At 44.4% G+C, this 16,483-nt stretch carries 15 protein-coding genes; 7 read left to right on the plus strand and 8 right to left on the minus strand.

Features of this window, described 5'->3' with window-relative positions:
- Positions 1-5: 5 nt before the first annotated feature.
- A complete protein-coding gene (locus GWR56_RS03395) occupies positions 6-806 on the plus strand; it encodes an ABC transporter permease (protein ID WP_238395294.1) in 801 nt (266 codons plus the stop codon).
- A 96-nt stretch (positions 807-902) separates the two neighbouring features.
- Positions 903-1,103 (plus strand): PLD nuclease N-terminal domain-containing protein, encoded by a 201-nt coding sequence (locus GWR56_RS03400; RefSeq protein WP_162429760.1) that lies wholly within the window; start codon positions 903-905, stop codon positions 1,101-1,103.
- Positions 1,104-1,252: 149 nt separating this feature from the next.
- On the opposite strand, the gene GWR56_RS03405 is transcribed toward GWR56_RS03400, so the two are convergent.
- On the minus strand, positions 1,253-2,251 hold the full coding sequence (locus tag GWR56_RS03405) for an EamA family transporter (RefSeq protein ID WP_162429761.1): 999 nt from the start codon (positions 2,249-2,251) through the stop codon (positions 1,253-1,255).
- A 5-nt stretch (positions 2,252-2,256) separates the two neighbouring features.
- Complete coding sequence (locus GWR56_RS03410) at positions 2,257-2,703, minus strand: DoxX family protein (RefSeq protein WP_162429762.1); 447 nt, start codon at positions 2,701-2,703, stop codon at positions 2,257-2,259.
- A gap of 82 nt (positions 2,704-2,785) precedes the next feature.
- On the opposite strand from GWR56_RS03410, the gene GWR56_RS03415 reads away from it, so the two are divergent.
- On the plus strand, positions 2,786-4,270 hold the full coding sequence (locus tag GWR56_RS03415; RefSeq protein WP_162429763.1) for a PLP-dependent aminotransferase family protein: 1,485 nt from the start codon (positions 2,786-2,788) through the stop codon (positions 4,268-4,270).
- On the opposite strand, the gene budA is transcribed toward GWR56_RS03415, so the two are convergent.
- Positions 4,267-5,061 carry an acetolactate decarboxylase gene (gene budA, locus GWR56_RS03420; RefSeq protein WP_162429764.1) on the minus strand — a complete coding sequence of 265 codons (795 nt, stop codon included), beginning with the start codon at positions 5,059-5,061 and terminating at the stop codon, positions 4,267-4,269. The genes GWR56_RS03415 and budA overlap by 4 nt on opposite strands.
- Before the next feature lie 117 nt (positions 5,062-5,178).
- Here budA and GWR56_RS03425 point away from each other — a divergent pair, with 117 nt between their 5' ends.
- Positions 5,179-5,940 (plus strand): hypothetical protein, encoded by a 762-nt coding sequence (locus GWR56_RS03425; protein WP_162429765.1) that lies wholly within the window; start codon positions 5,179-5,181, stop codon positions 5,938-5,940.
- Positions 5,941-6,052: 112 nt separating this feature from the next.
- On the opposite strand, the gene GWR56_RS03430 is transcribed toward GWR56_RS03425, so the two are convergent.
- Entirely contained in the window at positions 6,053-6,928 is an 876-nt protein-coding gene (locus GWR56_RS03430) for an alpha/beta fold hydrolase (RefSeq protein ID WP_162429766.1), read from the minus strand.
- Positions 6,929-7,147: 219 nt separating this feature from the next.
- Here GWR56_RS03430 and GWR56_RS03435 point away from each other — a divergent pair, with 219 nt between their 5' ends.
- The gene (locus tag GWR56_RS03435) at positions 7,148-8,401 is read left to right on the plus strand and encodes an alkaline phosphatase family protein (protein WP_162429767.1); all 1,254 of its coding nucleotides are present in this window, start codon (positions 7,148-7,150) and stop codon (positions 8,399-8,401) included.
- 82 nt (positions 8,402-8,483) lie between these two features.
- On the opposite strand, the gene GWR56_RS03440 is transcribed toward GWR56_RS03435, so the two are convergent.
- The 4 genes from GWR56_RS03440 to GWR56_RS03455 all read right to left on the minus strand — a co-directional run bounded on the left by GWR56_RS03440 (position 8,484) and on the right by GWR56_RS03455 (position 12,271).
- Positions 8,484-9,611, minus strand: coding sequence for a TIGR03364 family FAD-dependent oxidoreductase (locus GWR56_RS03440; protein ID WP_162429768.1), 1,128 nt, complete (start codon positions 9,609-9,611; stop codon positions 8,484-8,486).
- Positions 9,608-10,918, minus strand: coding sequence for a DUF5690 family protein (locus GWR56_RS03445; RefSeq protein ID WP_162429769.1), 1,311 nt, complete (start codon positions 10,916-10,918; stop codon positions 9,608-9,610). Before GWR56_RS03445 ends, GWR56_RS03440 begins: the two co-directional genes overlap by 4 nt.
- A complete protein-coding gene (locus GWR56_RS03450) occupies positions 10,905-11,609 on the minus strand; it encodes an HAD-IA family hydrolase (protein ID WP_162429770.1) in 705 nt (234 codons plus the stop codon). The genes GWR56_RS03445 and GWR56_RS03450 overlap by 14 nt, the downstream gene beginning before the upstream one ends.
- A 74-nt stretch (positions 11,610-11,683) precedes the next feature.
- On the minus strand, positions 11,684-12,271 hold the full coding sequence (locus tag GWR56_RS03455) for a helix-turn-helix domain-containing protein (protein ID WP_162429771.1): 588 nt from the start codon (positions 12,269-12,271) through the stop codon (positions 11,684-11,686).
- Between the two features lie 158 nt (positions 12,272-12,429).
- On the opposite strand from GWR56_RS03455, the gene GWR56_RS03460 reads away from it, so the two are divergent.
- Positions 12,430-13,020: an HD domain-containing protein gene (locus GWR56_RS03460; RefSeq protein WP_162429772.1), complete on the plus strand. Its 591-nt coding sequence runs from the start codon at positions 12,430-12,432 to the stop codon at positions 13,018-13,020.
- A 180-nt stretch (positions 13,021-13,200) separates the two neighbouring features.
- Positions 13,201-16,479 (plus strand): SusC/RagA family TonB-linked outer membrane protein, encoded by a 3,279-nt coding sequence (locus tag GWR56_RS03465; protein WP_162429773.1) that lies wholly within the window; start codon positions 13,201-13,203, stop codon positions 16,477-16,479.
- The last annotated feature ends 4 nt before the right edge of the window (positions 16,480-16,483 follow it).

Consider the following 16,483-nt stretch of genomic DNA (forward strand, 5'->3'; position numbering starts at 1 on the left):
CCATCATGAAAGGATTTTTACTATCATTTCAGTCCGAATTTTATAAAAGCCGCAAAACGCTTGGCTTTTGGGGTGCCATTATTTTGCCTTTACTTATAACCGGGCTGGCATTTGTAGCCATTTATTCCAACAGCGATAAATTTGTTAAAATGCCGCCAATGATGCTGTGGGTGCAGTTCAGCATGATAAGCCTGGGCAGCATGGGTTCGTTGCTATTACCCATTTACACCATTTTTGTTGCGTACTCTGTAAACAATGTTGAACATAAGGCCGATACCTGGAAAACCCTATTTAGTTTGCCCATTTCGCGCTGGGCTGTTTATGGCGCTAAATATTTTTACGCGTTTTTCCTGCTTTTTCTGTGCCTTTCGCTGTTTACCGTATTTAATATCGCCTTTGGTAATTTACTAAGTATTGTAAAACCTTCGCTGAAGTTTAACGAGTACCATATGGAGCTGCAGCTGATGCAGGTTTTTTATAAATTATTGTTAGCTGCATTAGGCATACTTTCCATCCAGTTTTTGCTGAGCCTTTTATGGTCGGACTTTTTGAAGCCGATGGGCCTTGGGTTTGTGGCAACCATTACCGGTGTTATACTGGCTTCAAACGATTGGAAATACAGTTACCTTTTCCCTTACGCGCACCCTATGGGCGCTATAAAAAGTATGATAAAACATAATACTAAAGGCCCTGCAAGTAGCTTCGAAATTGATATTTACACCAAAGATGTATATGTGAGCCTTATAGTAGCGGTAGTGATATTTGTTGCCGGGTACTTTATTGTGCAAAGGAAGAGTGTGAAATAGGAGTTAGTGGTTAGTGATTAGAGAATGGTTAAGCGGTTGTTTATAATTGCATAAATGGCTACCTTTAAAGTTAATCACTAATTTAAAGCTTCTTATATGGGCGGCCTTGGTACTCCTGAACTTATCCTGATATTTATAGCCCTATCTTACCTCGGGCTAATCACTTTTAGCTTGATTGATGCTGTCCGTTCAACTTTCAAAGATTCGGTAACCAAGCTGATGTGGGTTTTAGTTATCCTGTTCTTCCCGTTCCTGGGTTCAATACTATACCTTACAATTGGCCGGGGTCAAAAATAGTATGAACCGGGATTAAACAGATTTTCTTGATTTAAGGATTCCTTTGAAGGGCATTAAAGCAATGGATAAGCCATGAGTGTTTGGATATCTTAATTCCCTCCCAGGGAAGGGAATCGCACACCCCATTTCCATTGATTATATCCATAATATTATACGGCTTCACGAACAGATCCGTTTAACTTCATACCCTTGGGTCTTACCTCTTTTTTATCATCCCCATCTTTACGGTACTTGGCAAGGTTTATCAGCAGCACGCTGACCAGTATAATTACCAGTCCGCCTATCTGCAGCCAGGAGATGTGTTCCTGCGCAAACATTACCCCTAATAATACCGCAATAACCGGGTTTACGTACGAGTGTGTACTTACCTGCGTTGCAGGCCTAACCTGCAGCAGCCACACATAAGCGGTAAACGCCGCTATCGATCCAAAAAATATCAGGTATAAAACCGCCATCCATGCCTGGGCGGGCACTTGCGTTATGTCGAAGTTTGCAAATTCGTTATGCAGGGCGCTTGCCGGTAAAAAAGCGATGCCGACAATCAGCATTTGCCAGGCCGTGGTAACCCTTGCCGGGCTGCTGCTGCCTTTGTATTTTGAATACAAGGACCCTGCCGCCCATCCTATCGGGCCTATTACCAACAAACATACGCCCCATATCTTAGCATTGTTGTGTGTGCCGCCAAGTGTATTAACCACCTGTTCACCAAACAGCAGTATTACGCCTGCAAAGCCTATAATTAAGCCCACAACTGTTGCGGTGCTGCGCAGGTTCTGTTTCCAGTTTCTTTTATCAAGCACCACAAACCATATAGGGTTGGCCGATACCATAATGGCTACCATAGCGCTGGGTAAAGCCTGCTCAACCCATATTACTATACCGTTGCCAACAGCAAGTAAAAGCAGGCCGCTTATGGCTGCGTTTATTACATCGCGCTTCACCCAAATTTTATCTCCCCTGAGGGCGCACCAGGCCAGCATTATCGCACCGGCGGCTATAAAGCGCATAGCACCCATCAGCATAGCTGGTATGCCGTGAATAGCCATCTGGATAAAGAAATAAGTAGAGCCCCAAACAACATACACAATAGCAAATGCTATTACTACCAATAGGGTTGATGGCGCTCTTTGTTGTACTGTACTTATCATTACAATTACTTTTTAAAGATTAACTGATCGATGCTCCATTTGTATTCCGGCAGGGTGGCCAGCAAAAAGCTTGCGGCGCTTACCGTAAAAACAGAGTATCCTATAGGGGAATCTATCCCCCTTGAAATGGTCATCGATATAGCAAAGGCCAGCGTTAACGCCCCGCTGCCGATAGCTGCAATACGGGTAAACAGCCCAATCAGCAACATCAATCCAAAAATACCTTCTCCCAGCGTAGCCAAAACGGCCAGTGGTGTTACCAGCGCCCCGGGCAGGAACGACATGGTTTTACGGGATAACACCATAAAGTGTTCCCAATCGCCCCATCTTATATTAGGTTGCCCGTAAGTGCCTAACCAACCCAGGCGATCGGCCACCAGCCAAAGATACCCCAATGCAAGCGCGGCTCTTAAATATATGGCTGCCGGGTTATAGAATTTTGATTGCTGCATAATTTTTTTGTTTGCTGATATAAAAATACGAGCATAGTGGCCTATCTTTATAGTCCAGATAAAACAAGCGGGATAGTCCAGTATGCAGTTCGTAGCAGCTTTACTTAATATTGACAAAACACTGCCGGTGCCGGTGTATTTGCAAATAGCCAACGGCATTATATGCCACATCAGGCAGGGCACCTTAAAGCCTGCATCGGCATTGCCAAGCAGCCGCGCCCTTGCCCAGGGCTTAAAGGTGCACCGCAATACCGTGGTTGCCGCTTACGATGAATTGTATGCCCAAAGCTGGGTGGACGTATATCCGCAAAAGGGCATTTTTATCGCCGCCAACCTGCCCGAAGTATCGCCGCGCCCCATTGCTGACAGCCCGCAAAAAACAGCATACGCCAGCCAAACTTTTTTTGAGGTTGGAGAAAATACGTTATCGCATATTAATTTATTTAACCCTGCCAAAGCGCAGAACATAGCCTTTAATGAGGGATTCCCCGATACCCGTCTTGCTCCGTTAGATTTAATGCTGCGCGAGTACCGCCGATTTGCCAATTACCATTTTACATCAAAATATTTGTTGTACGGCGCCGAACAGGGTTCAGAAAACCTGCGGGCCGAGCTTGCCCGTTTCCTTGGCGAAACCCGTGGTTTACATGTAACGGCCGATCATATACTGATAACCAAAGGTGCGCAAATGGCTATCTATTTAGTGTCGCAACTGCTGCTTAATAAAAACGAAACGGTTATTGCTGCCGACCCGGGCTACTGCGGTGCCAACGAAGTATTTGTGCAAACCGGCGCAAATTTAGAACTGGTACCAGTTGATGAGCTGGGCATCAACCTTGATGCGGTGGAAGATATCTGCAAAAAGAAAAAGGTGAAGCTGCTTTATGTAATACCTCATCATCACCAACCCACAACGGTAACCTTATGCTCTGAGCGGCGCATGCGGCTGCTTGAACTGGCCATGAAGTACCGCTTTGCGATTATAGAGGATGATTACGATTACGATTTTCATTATACCAGCAGCCCGATATTGCCCCTGGCCAGTGCCGATTACTATGGTAGTGTGATATATGTGGGATCGTTTTGCAAGACTATTGCTCCCGGTATACGCATAGGCTTTATGATAGCGCCTCCAAATCTGATAGAGCAGGCCACTAAGTTGCGCCGCATTATTGATCGCCAGGGCGAGCATTTGCTGGAGGAAGCGATGGCTAACTTATTAAAGAATGGAGATATTACACGGCATCTTAAAAAGGCCAATAAGTTATACCACGAACGGCGCGATGTATTTTGCCGCTTGTTACAGCAGCAAATTGGCGACCACGTAAGTTTTAAAATACCCGATGGCGGCTTTGCTATATGGATGAAATATGAGAACGGGTTAAAGCCAAAAGATGTAGCCGAAAAGGCAGCTGCGATGGGCCTTGCGGTTAGCGCGGGTAAAGATTACTATTATGACAGAGCCCGCGAAAGCGAGCATATCCGCCTCGGTTTTGCGTCCATGAATTTCAAGGAGATGGAACAGGCGACAGGAATTTTGGCTAAAGCGGTAAAAAAACTGGTTTAATCTTTTTTACCGTTCTCTACACGCTTAACTTCTTCGCGGCGGTCTTTATTAAAGTCGAAGTTGTTGAACGCCGGTGTTTGGGGGATATCTACCATAAAGCTGTCAAGTTCGTCAATTTCGATAGTAACCGAACCCGTGGTAAGGTCAATAATGTGCCCGCCACCCTTTTTATCGTCAGATAAAAAATGAAAGTGGTATCCGGTGATATTAGGCCCATCCATATATGCTGGTATGCGGTAACCCACCAGGGTACCCTTCACATTTTCGAAAGTAAAAAAATGTTGCAGGGGTAGCATGTCGGCCAGTGGCACATACGGTTTTTTTACCGGTGGGAATGCCCGGGTTTTGATGAAATTAAAGTTTCCAGTTATTTTGATGGCATAAATACCGTTTTTGTTGGACAGCAAACTATCCAGGTACAAAAAAAGGTCGTTTTTGGTCAGTTTTTGATTGTTTTGAACCGTTTTTTGGGCTTTAAAAAAATTGACTACAGTAAAGGGTGTTAACTCGGTCGCCTTAACCTCAAATGTGCGCCCGGTAGATTGCGTTTGGTAGATCTTACCATCTAAAACCAACACCTCGCCATCCAGCTTATCAGGGGCACCCAGGCCAAAATCGCCATGCTTTAATACTTTGGTATAGGGGTAAACTGCATCGTATAGCCCGCCGATAAATGCGCTGGCATGGCCTGCCGTATAAAGCGTATTGTTTTTTGTTTGTGCCGATGCGTTAAAAATAGCAGCAAGGCATAATACAACTGATAATAAGGCGTGGATTTTGCGACAGGTCATAAAAGAGCGTATAGAAAATAATTGCGTGCTAAATATACTAATATGTGCGTTATATAAGCTTAATTATAAATTGCTACTTTAGGCCGCCACAGGTGGCAATTCTTTTTACGACACGCAATGGCACGATTATTTTATTCAATTATTCTATCGCTAATTATTTTCGCTTCGGTAAATGCGCAGGCGCAATACACCGCTGCTAATATACATTCGCATAACGATTATACGCGCCCAAATGCATTTTACCATGCCTTTAACGCAGGGGCCGGGGCCATAGAGGCAGATGTATATTTACGCAACGGCCGGTTAGTGGTTTCGCATGATACCCCTACCGTCAATCACTATGTCACTCTTCAAAAAATGTACCTGGAGCCTATATTAAAGGAAATGAAAGTTCACCCCAGGCCGCTTAACCTGTTAATTGATCTTAAAGAAGATTATGGCCCTTTATTAAATGAACTGCTGAAAGAATTAGCTCCGCTAAAAAGTCTGATAAAGGATAATAACAACCAAAACCCCTTAAGTATTATTATTACCGGCAACCGCCCTCCGCCGGCCTACTATAATAACTACCCATCTTACATTACTTTCGACGACGACCTGCAACTGCCGCATACCCCGAATCAGTGGGCCCGTGTTGCGCAGGTAAGCCTTTGTTTCGAAAATTATTCTAAATGGCAGGGTAAGGGCGCCTTACTCCCTACTGACGAAAAAGTGCTTAAGTCGGTTATTAATGCAGTACACGCCTCAGGGAAAAAGATCCGCTTTTGGGCGGCACCCGATAACCCCGCAGGCTGGCAAAAGTTGATGAACCTACACGCGGATATTTTATGCACCGACAAAATTGAAGCGTTACTTCAACAACTGTCAGTAAGTAAATAAACCTATCATCCTTAAACAAAACACTTCTTCTTAAAATAAAATATAAAAGCGTCCTTGTTATCTGAGCCCGGGCAAAATCAGTAAGGTGGTTACTAAAACCAGTGGTATCATTTTACTTTAAAAAATCATTCATATATCCCAGTATGGTTTTTGTTTGCATCATCAGGCTCACGTGGCCCTGGGCGGGCACAATGGCCAGGTGCGATTTTGGCATGGGCGCCAGATCAGCAGAAACACCGCCACCCAGTAACTGGTAAGTTTTCATTAATTCCACTTTGTCCAGTCCATCATTATCACCCGATATCAACAATACCGGCGAAGTAATTTTCGCAATATTGGCATCGCCTACATTAAAGGGTACAGCTGCAAAAGCAATCATCTGCTCAATAAACTTCCTCCATTTGGTTTTGTCGGGTGCTACGGCATCATATGCCGTTTTGATGGGCGTATGATCAAAAAAATCGGGCTTAAAATCCTTAAAACCGCCATTTATTACTGGCAGCCAGCCATCGGTTTTATAAGTAGAGGAAATAATCACTAATTTATTTACCCGCTTAGGGCTTTTTACAATTAACTGGTAAGCAACAGAGCCGCCCATGCTATAACCGGCAATGTCAGCGCTGTCAACCTTTAAATAATCCATCACTCCTTCAACATCACTTGCCAGCGTAGCAATATCTAATCTTCTATCTGAATATGGTGTGTGCCCATGGCCTTGCATTTCAATAGCAATTACTTTCCTTGTTTTTGATAGTTCAGGTATCAACTGCCCCCAGTTCATTTCAATAGTGTAAAACGCCCCATGTATTAACACTAAAGGTTTACCCTGGCCATATATTTCGTAATAAACCGTAATGCCGTTAACAGGTGCATAACCGCTGCTTGCAGGTTTAATTTGCTGGCCGTTTGACCGTGCCGCTGTAAATAGTATAGCGGATGTAAGCAATATTGCTTTAAGGATGGTAAGTGTGTTGAATAAATTTTTCATAAAAGCTTCAGTTTCGGGTTTGTTTTGTTGACAATACAAAGTTGTAAAGGATTTACGGATACGATGCTGTGTGAAAGTGACAATTTAAGGGGTTGTTCGCGACAAGGTCTATATCGGATAGCTGATATTCGGGATGGCATAAACAAATGATAACGCCTGGATAACGCTTGTTTAACTATTGTCGAAAGCGTACTTTGTATATTTGACAAAACTATATTTATGCGATCCTATATACTTAAACTTTTTTTGCTTGTTGCTGTAAATTTGTTTACTACAACGCTTTACGCCCAAACTAAAAGCCGTAAAGCCGTTTTTGTAATTGCTGACGGTATCCCCGCCGATGTAATTGAAAAGCTGAGGACGCCGAACCTGAATGCTATTGCCAAAGAAGGCAAATACCTGCGCGCGCATGTAGGCGGTGAAAAGAACGGCTACAGCCAAACACCCACGATATCTGCCGTGGGCTATAACAGCTTACTTACCGGCACATGGGTAAATAAGCACAACGTTTGGGACAATGATATCAAGGCGCCTAATTATAACTATCCAACTATATTCAGGCTGTTTAAAGACCAGTATCCGACCAAGAAGATCGCTGTTTTCTCGAGCTGGCAGGATAACCGCACCAAGCTTGTTGGCGAGGGCTTGCCTGAAACCGGCAGCATACATGTTGACTACAGCGCCGATGGTTATGAACTGGACACCGTAAATTTTAAGCACGATAAAGAAAGCGCTTACATGCATCAAATTGATGAAAAGGTAATTGTAGAAGCAACGGACGCTATCCGGACAAAAGCGCCGGATCTGTCATGGATATATTTGGAATATACTGATGATATGGGCCACGCGTACGGTGATAGTCCGCAGTATTATGCAGCTATAGAGATGATGGATAAACAAATGGGTAAGGTATGGCAAGCCATTAAATACCGCGAGCAAAAGTTTAACGAAGACTGGGTTATTTACATCACTACAGACCATGGCCGCAGCGAGAAAGACGGCAAGGGCCATGGCGGGCAATCGCCAAGGCAGCGCTCAACCTGGATGGTAACCAATGCTAAAGGCCTTAACACCTATGCCCAATACTATTATCCGGGCGTGGTTGATATCATGCCTTCTTTAGCGCAGTATTTAAACATAGCAATTCCGGTAAGATACAAACGCGAGGTTGATGGCATCAACCTTACCGGACCGGTATCTGTGGCACAAGCACAGGCTAACTTTATCAAGGGCACCTTAGATGTAAGCTGGAAGGCTTTAAACAAAGGCGAAAAAGTGAAGATATGGGTAGCCGCTACCAACAACGTTAAAGAAGGCCACCCCGACGATTACAAACTTGCGGGTGAATTTAATGCAGATGCAGGCCACGCGTCGGTATCTGTTAAGGATATGCCGTCAAACTTTTATAAGGTTTGTATAGAAGGGAAGTACAACACCATTAACCGCTGGGTTATTATCGATACAAAAAAGTAACAGGCTGGAGTTTATAAACAAAAAGGAGCACCCTTGCGGCGCTCCTTTTCTATTAAATCAAGTGATCATCCACATAACGGTATCAAACACGCGATGCTATCAGCTGTTCGCACAAGCCAAAAGAGAGCGTCATGCCGTTACCGCCAAGTCCGTTTACAATAGTTACACCCGGTTCAACATCAAGCACCAATTCGGTTTGGCCGTTGGTAAGTTTGGCGTAAATACCGTTCCAGGTCTGAATTATCCGCGTGTCCTTTAAGTTGGTAAAGATCAACAGGTAATCCACTATCATTTTGTTTATAAATTCTTTATCAAAAGGGTCGTGAACCAGGCCGTACTCATGCGAGTCGCCAACGGTAAGTTCGCCATACTGGTTCTGCGATACCATTACATGTATCCCCCATTTCAGTTGTTCGGCATATTCGTCCTGGTAGCGCTTACGCAATTGTGGCAATGATGCCGCTGCCTGGAAACCCGGGTAGTGTATCATTGACAAGCTACCACATAACGATGGGCCGATACGCCAGTTGTTGGGTTGTGCAGCCATACGCATCATCTGCAACTTGCATTTTGTAATGGGCGAGGCAGCAAACAACTCAGGATAAAGCGTTTCGAATTCGATACCACTGCAGATAAATATTTCGTCAGCGCTGTAACTTTGCGCACCGGTACGAACAGCATTGCTTTTCACCTCGCTAACAGCGGTATTCCAGTGAAAGATGACGCCATACTTTTCGGCTAAATACTTAGCCACCGTGCCAATGGCCTCGCGCGATTCTATGATCATTTCGGTACCGCTCCACAAGGCACCTTTTAGTCCGTTTGCATTTACAGCGGGCGATTTTTGTAAAGCTTCCCGGGGTGACAGCAAAGCACAATCACGCAACAAGGCATTAACGTCAACATATTGCTGCATCACCTGCAACTCATCATCATGATAAGCCAGGTGCAGCGAGCCAACTTCATCATGCCAGATATTAGCTTCTGTACAAATCTGTTTCCAGATCTCGCGCGATAACATGGCACGGTTAAATAACGGGCCTGTAGGCTGGCCAATTGGCCAAACCATCCCAAAGTTGCGTATGGATGCACCCACGGCTTGTTGGTTGCGTTCGAACACGGTTACTTTGTAGTCTCTTATCGCTAACGCCCTTGCCGTAGCTAAGCCTACAATGCCTGCGCCTATTACAATAGCTGTTTTGTTTCTCATGCTGTAAATAATGTCAATTGCCTTTTTTTATCTGCGCTTTTACGTGCGCTCTGCAGAAAATATACAAGCGAAAGGACACCGCTGATAGTGCCAACCACCGACAATATGATGAGGCCGTTTTTAAAGAAAAGGTCCCAACTTACGCGGGGATTAGCCAACTCCTTTAACAACAGCACGCTTATGCTGCCCAGGTAGCCAATAGCATCGGCAACGTACATAATAAAGCCTACATTGCTTTTGTAGTTGAACGAAGCTATCATCCGTTCAAAAAATATTGCATTATAAGGTACGTAACCTGCATACAAGCCCAGGCCGGCCATGGTCATCCACCACACCGGGCCAACAGAACCTAAGTTAAACAATACCGTAGCAACCCCGGCGAGTAAGCACCCGCAGATAATGAAGATATGGATTACGGTAAAGGCCTTAATGTTGTTCCTGATGAGAATGAGTAAACCGATACCTGCCAACACCGCAATGGAAATAACTGAATCGATACTGACGAATATGCCGTTGTTTTTCACCCCGAGGGCATGCCATATCTCTACCTCAAAATTATCCCTTATATCGCGCATGATGGTTAGCAGCAGGTAAACAATCACAGTTAAGATGATGCCGGGTAAAAAGCGGCTGATAAATGCACGGCGTTCAGCACTGTTCATTGCAATACGCTCGGTACGTAGTTGTTTATCTTGCCGGGTAGGAGGCGGCATTACTTCTAAAAAGAACACAAATAGTAGTAATGGAGCTACAAATGCAGCACCTGTTACAAACGGCATTACATATTCGCTCACATGCCAGTTTCCCATAATATTGCGGGCTACGGTCTTTACAAACCCTGAAGCAAATATCAGGCTGATAGATAGCACTGCAGCCATCAATTCCGTAGACTTCCGGCCTTCCAAATAGCCGAACACCAAGCCCCATATCATGCCTAAAGGGAAACCATTGATAAACAAACACACAATGTTGTAGGGGGCCGGAATGAGGGCAAAGAGCAATAGTGCCAGCCAGGAAATGCCTATCAGCAGTAAAATGCTTTTACCCCTGCTTTTGGGTTTCACCTCGGCTATAAAACGTATACCGTAAAATTTACTAAGCATGTAGCCTAATACCTGCGCTATTACCAGCCATGCCTTGTAGTCCACGTGAAGATATTGATGCCCCGTAAATGTGCCCGCAGCAAAAGCTTTTCTGAAAGCGTACATGCATGTATATGCCCCAAATGCCGATAGCCCGGCCATTACCGATAAAAGGCCGTATGGCCATTGCGCAACGCGGCTTTTTATACTATTAAGCAGTTGCATCAGTTGTGTTGGTGACGATGGATATTACTTCAGAAAGGTCGTCTATAATATGGGTAGGGTTATACGGCTGTAATTGCGCCCGGGTAAATGCACCGGTAGTAACGGCTATTACATACCTACAGCCCACATTTTGCCCTTCGCGGATATCTACTTCGGTATCACCAACTTTAGCTACTTCGGCCGGGTTGGTTATATCGGCATGCTGCATCATAATATGTATCATAGCAGGATCGGGCCTGCCGGCCGGCACTTCGTCTGAACAGATCGAATAATCAAACAAACCACGCTCACGCCATTTCAGGTTGTTGATAATACTGTCCGCAATATTTCTTGAAAATCCCGTATTTAAACCAACTTTAATGCCCCTGTCGCGCAGGGTAATAAGTGTTTCTTCGGCATGCGGCAATGCTTCAAGATCAGTAGCATTGGTATAATAGTTTACAAGCGTATCTACAAAATCGCGGTGTATGTCATCAATTAAATTATCGGTAAGTTTTGCCGCATCGGGTTCATTCCGTTCAAGCATGGTTTTAATGGCCAGCCTTTTTTCATAACCCATTAATGGCGCTATTTCATTAAGGGGTATCTCATACCCATACTTGGCAAGCGATGCCCGGAAGGTATCCATAACACCACTTTCGTCGGCTACCGTAGTGCCGGCCATATCAAAAACAACAAGTTTAATAGACATGCTAATCAATATTTTTGTTTAGCAATATTAAACTATGTTTATTAAATATAAACTAACGTATTGTTAAGAACTGTTTAAGAGCCGTTTTTATCTTCAAAAAAATAAATTACCAGCATCGTGGCGGTGTCAGTACCTGTATTACGTGGGGTATGTGCTATCCGGCCATCAAACAGCATGCTGTCGCCTTGACCAAGCTGGTAAGTTGTGTCATCACCAAAGCGATATTCTATCTGTCCCGCTATCACATATTTGTATTCGTACGCTTCAGTTTCTACCAGTGGGCGGTATGCGTTGGGCTCCAGTTCAAGGATTACGATATCAACTGTAGAGTTTTTGATGAACTGTGTAAAGATACGCTGGTAGTTAAACCCCTCAGCGTGTTCTTTCTCAAAGTGTTCGTATTCGTTTTTTCGTTTGATGATGAGCGGAAAATTTTCGTTGCGATGCCGGATGTCTTTAAAGAAAACGTTCAGATCGATATCAAGCGCCTTCACAATATCTACCAGCACAATTAATGAGGGTATGGTACGGCTATTTTCTATCTGTGATATCAGGCCCTTGCTCACATTAGCTTTAGTGGCAAGCTCCTGCACGGTTATGTTTTTTTCGCGGCGCTTTTCTTTTATACGGTTACTTATTTGTATAAGTACATCATCTTCCATTATTTATCAGGTTGGTGGCGGCGGCAAAGTAATATATTACAAGGCATATAGCAAGTAACTTTTGCGTTAAGTGAGTTAAAAAAGTTAATGTGCATTTTATTATACAGGCTTAATATACAGCTAATATTAAACGTTTTTTTTTGTTGCAAACATTAATCATGCCCTTAACTTCACTCACCCCCGAACAAGTTGTTGACAAAGTGTTTGCCCTGTATGAGCAGCATGGCGACGAAGATTACATTGGCGAGCCGGTTTCACAACTGGAGCATATGGCTCAGGCAGCAGCACTTGCACAGAATGAAGGTTACGATGATGAAGTGGTTTTGGCTGCGTTTTTTCATGACATTGGCCACTTGTGCGCGGCAGAAGGTGAGGCAGAAAGTATGGCCGGTATGGGTAATGTGGACCATGAAAAACTTGGTGCCGATTACTTATTAAAGCTTGGCTTCTCAAAACGTTTGACAGCACTGGTACAAAGTCATGTGATAGCCAAGCGTTACCTGACCTATAAGTACCCGGAATATTATGAAAAGCTTTCTCCGGCAAGCCGCGCAACCCTGAACTTCCAGGGCGGGGTTATGAGCGCGCATGAGGCTGCCGTGTTTGAAGCCAATCCTGACAAGGAACTGATCATACGTTTCAGGCACTGGGATGATGAGGCTAAGATTGAACATTTACCTGTAACCAATATCCGTAGTCTTAAGCAAATGGCACTTGATCATTTATACGCTAACAGAACAACCGCTTAGCGCAATGTTACGTTAAGTTTACTCACTTGTGCCGTAATTATTACGCACAGCTACTTCACTTAACCTATTGGGAATAAAACATTAAAGTTTACTTAATTTAAACTTAGTTTATAAATAATAAACAAAGTTTAGTATTGCTGCGGATAAATCAACCCTAATATTAACGATTTAAAAAGCAGAATGAAACGATTTTACTCCCACTTAAAAAGACTCGCCATTGTATTGATGTGCTGTCTTTCGCCTGCTGTTTTGTTTGCTCAAAGCAAAATAACAGGTACGGTAACCGACGAAACCAGGCAGCCACTGCCGGGTGTAACGGTTATGCTTAAAGGTACCAACCAGGGTACCACTACAGATGTTTACGGCCGCTTTATTATCAATGCTTCGCCGGGCCAAACGTTAGTATTCAAATTTCTTGGTTTTGCCGACCAGGAAACAACTGTTGGCTCGGCCAGTAACATGCTTATAACCTTAAAGGGCGACAATAAAACGCTGAACGAGGTGGTGGTAACGGCGCTGGGTGTAAAAAAAGAAACCCGTCGTGTGGGTTACTCGGTACAAACAGTTAATGGCGAAGACCTGACCCTGGCCCGCGACCCCAACCCTATTACCGGCCTAACCGGCAAAGTTGCAGGCTTATCTGTTGGTCCGTCAGCAGAGCTTTTGGGCGCGCCAAGCGTAAGGTTACGTGGTAACGCCATATCGCTTTATGTGGTAGATGGTTTCCCTATCAATACAGATACCTACAACATCAGCCCCGATGACATTGAAACTTATACCGTGCTAAAAGGCCCTGCAGCTGCGGCGCTTTACGGTAACCGCGCATCATACGGTGCAATCCTGATCACCACTAAAAAGGGTAACAAGAACAAAAAAGGCCTTACTGTTGATATAAACAGTAGTACCGTTATAAACGATGGCTTTTTAGCCTTCCCTCGCGTACAGCATTCATACGGTGCAGGCGAAAACACCTTTTACAAATTTGTTGATGGTAAAGGTGGTGCACCCGGCGGTGTGGATGCCGACTACGATGTTTGGGGGCCTTACTTTGCAGGCCAGTTAATTGAACAGTATGACAGCCCGGTTATCAACGGCGTTCGGCAGGCTACCCCGTACACTGCCCGTGGCGCAAACAACCTTAACAACTTTTTACGTACCGGTTATCAAACCAACAACAACGTTGCGTTAAGCGCTAACGGCGATAATTACACTGTACGGCTATCTGCATCGCAACAGCATCAAAGCAGCTACATCCCCGAGCAATATCTGGATATTGCAAACGCTAACATCTACGCATCGTTTAACCCAAATCCCCGCTGGAAATTTGAAGGTAACGTAAACTTTAACCGTCAGACTACCGACAACTTCCCCGACGTACAATACGGTCCCAACAGCCTGATCTATAACATTGCTGTATGGACCGGTGCCGACTGGGATGTTAACGCGCCCGATATCAAGGCTATCTGGCAGCCGGGCAAGGTTGGTGTGCAATCACAATTTGCAGAATATACCCGTTATCACAACCCCTGGTTAATGGTTAAAGAGTGGACACGCGGCCACTATAAAAATAATACTACAGGTTATTTACTGGGCAACTATAAGATCAACAACAACTTAAACGTTACGCTGCGTTCGCAGATTGATACCTATGACCTGTTACGTACCGAAAAGATGCCTTATTCGGCACACCCCTACGGCCGTGAGGGCAACCTGGGCGACTACCGTGAAGATCGCCGTAACCTGTTTGACAACAACACGGAGTTGATGGTTAACTATGATTATACCGTAGCCAAGTTCTTAAACCTGTCGGGTTTAGTTGGTGGTAACATGCGTAATCTGAGCTACAACTCAAACTGGACTTCGACTGATTACCTTAATGTGCCCGGTGTGTACTCGTTCAGTAATTCTATGAATCCTGTACAATCAACCAGCTTCAGGTCTGATATGCGTGTGTTAAGCGCTTACTACTCATTGGATGCAAGCCTGGGTAAATACGCTACCATCTCGAGCACAGGCCGTATCGATAAATCATCAGCATTTCAGGTGCCAACCACTTATTATTATCCAAGTGTATCGGTATCTACGGTATTGTCTGACTATATACCAGTACCCCAAGCTATCAGCTTCCTGAAAGCACGTGCATCTTTCTCAAACATCCGGTCTGATGCCACTGCAACAACCATTGGCCCCGCGCCATTCAGTTCAATCACTGTATTTGACGGCAGCACGGGTGAGTCATTATATGATAACCCGCTTGGCTACGGCACAACATACAATTCGCCGTACAATGGTCCGTCGTACGCGTTGAACACGTCTTTTTCAACAAGCAAGCCATATAACAGCCAAACCGCCGGTTATGCAACCGATTATCTATTTCAGCAGGGTATTAAAACCTCTACACGTGTAAACTACGAGGAAGGTTTGGATATTAAGTTTTTCCAAAATCGTTTGGGTGTAAGCGGTACTACCTTTCAATACATTGATGGCCCGCAGATCCTGGCTAACTCCATCTCAACTGCATCAGGTTATAGGGTAGAGTACGTTAACGCGTTAAAAACCAAGAAGACGGGTTATGAAGTATCGCTCCAGGGCACCCCTATCAAAAATATGGGTGGTTTTACCTGGAATGTTTTAGCCAACATCTCAAGTTTCAAAGAAGTTTACAAAGAGCTTCCTGAAGGACAGGACACTTACGCCACTTTTTTTAAAGCGGGTGACCGTACCGACAAATTGTACGGCACGGCTTTCGTAAAAACGCCGGATGGGCAGATCATTAACGACGAAGCCGGCAAACCGCTTATTAATCCCGTTGCGCAATACCTGGGCAACATGAACGCCAAATATGCGTGGAGTGTTTACAACAAGTTACAATATAAGAGCCTGAGCCTGGGCTTCCAGTTCGATGGTTCTGTAGGCGGCGTAATTGTAGATTATATGCACAACAAAACTATGCGCGGCGGCGCCAACATTGAAACCGCAGAAGGCGCCTTAGGTGCAGCACGTTACCAGGATTGGTCGAACTACGGCAAGGCCGGATATGCGGGCAGCTATATTGGCGAAGGTGTGCAAATATCGAACGGTGGTGTTATCAATTATGATTCAAACACCGGCGCTGTACTTAACTATGGCGACCTGCAATACAAGAAAAACGGCTCAAAAACATTTGTACAAGATTACGTAAGTAAATACTACAATGCTGATGAGGCAAACCTGATGAGCAAAACCTTTTCCAAGCTGCGTGAGGTTACCTTAGGCTTCGATTTCCCTAAGCAATTGCTGCAAAAAACCTTTATCCAGAAAGCATCAATATCAATTTACGGCCGTAACCTGCTTTATTTTTATAAAGACAAACGCTTTAAAGATGTTGACCTTGACCAGTATAACTATGCGGCAGGCTTAACAGGCTTACAATCGCCAACTGTACGCAGTTATGGTTTTAACCTGAATGTATCATTTTAAATAA

Origin of the sequence: Mucilaginibacter sp. 14171R-50 (genome assembly GCF_010093045.1) — a bacterium.
Classification (GTDB): domain Bacteria; phylum Bacteroidota; class Bacteroidia; order Sphingobacteriales; family Sphingobacteriaceae; genus Mucilaginibacter.

Excerpts from the sequence above, each read along its gene's own strand:
- budA (WP_162429764.1), bottom strand. The coding sequence starts at position 5,061 with ATGACCTGTCGCAAAATCCACGCCTTATTATCAGTTGTATTATGCCTT.
- GWR56_RS03445 (WP_162429769.1), bottom strand. The coding sequence starts at position 10,918 with ATGCAACTGCTTAATAGTATAAAAAGCCGCGTTGCGCAATGGCCATAC.
- GWR56_RS03400 (WP_162429760.1), top strand. The coding sequence starts at position 903 with ATGGGCGGCCTTGGTACTCCTGAACTTATCCTGATATTTATAGCCCTA.
- GWR56_RS03430 (WP_162429766.1), bottom strand. The coding sequence starts at position 6,928 with ATGAAAAATTTATTCAACACACTTACCATCCTTAAAGCAATATTGCTT.
- GWR56_RS03435 (WP_162429767.1), top strand. The coding sequence starts at position 7,148 with ATGCGATCCTATATACTTAAACTTTTTTTGCTTGTTGCTGTAAATTTG.
- GWR56_RS03395 (WP_238395294.1), top strand. The coding sequence starts at position 6 with ATGAAAGGATTTTTACTATCATTTCAGTCCGAATTTTATAAAAGCCGC.
- GWR56_RS03405 (WP_162429761.1), bottom strand. The coding sequence starts at position 2,251 with ATGATAAGTACAGTACAACAAAGAGCGCCATCAACCCTATTGGTAGTA.
- GWR56_RS03460 (WP_162429772.1), top strand. The coding sequence starts at position 12,430 with ATGCCCTTAACTTCACTCACCCCCGAACAAGTTGTTGACAAAGTGTTT.
- GWR56_RS03465 (WP_162429773.1), top strand. The coding sequence starts at position 13,201 with ATGAAACGATTTTACTCCCACTTAAAAAGACTCGCCATTGTATTGATG.
- GWR56_RS03450 (WP_162429770.1), bottom strand. The coding sequence starts at position 11,609 with ATGTCTATTAAACTTGTTGTTTTTGATATGGCCGGCACTACGGTAGCC.
- GWR56_RS03415 (WP_162429763.1), top strand. The coding sequence starts at position 2,786 with ATGCAGTTCGTAGCAGCTTTACTTAATATTGACAAAACACTGCCGGTG.
- GWR56_RS03425 (WP_162429765.1), top strand. The coding sequence starts at position 5,179 with ATGGCACGATTATTTTATTCAATTATTCTATCGCTAATTATTTTCGCT.
- GWR56_RS03455 (WP_162429771.1), bottom strand. The coding sequence starts at position 12,271 with ATGGAAGATGATGTACTTATACAAATAAGTAACCGTATAAAAGAAAAG.
- GWR56_RS03440 (WP_162429768.1), bottom strand. The coding sequence starts at position 9,611 with ATGAGAAACAAAACAGCTATTGTAATAGGCGCAGGCATTGTAGGCTTA.
- GWR56_RS03410 (WP_162429762.1), bottom strand. The coding sequence starts at position 2,703 with ATGCAGCAATCAAAATTCTATAACCCGGCAGCCATATATTTAAGAGCC.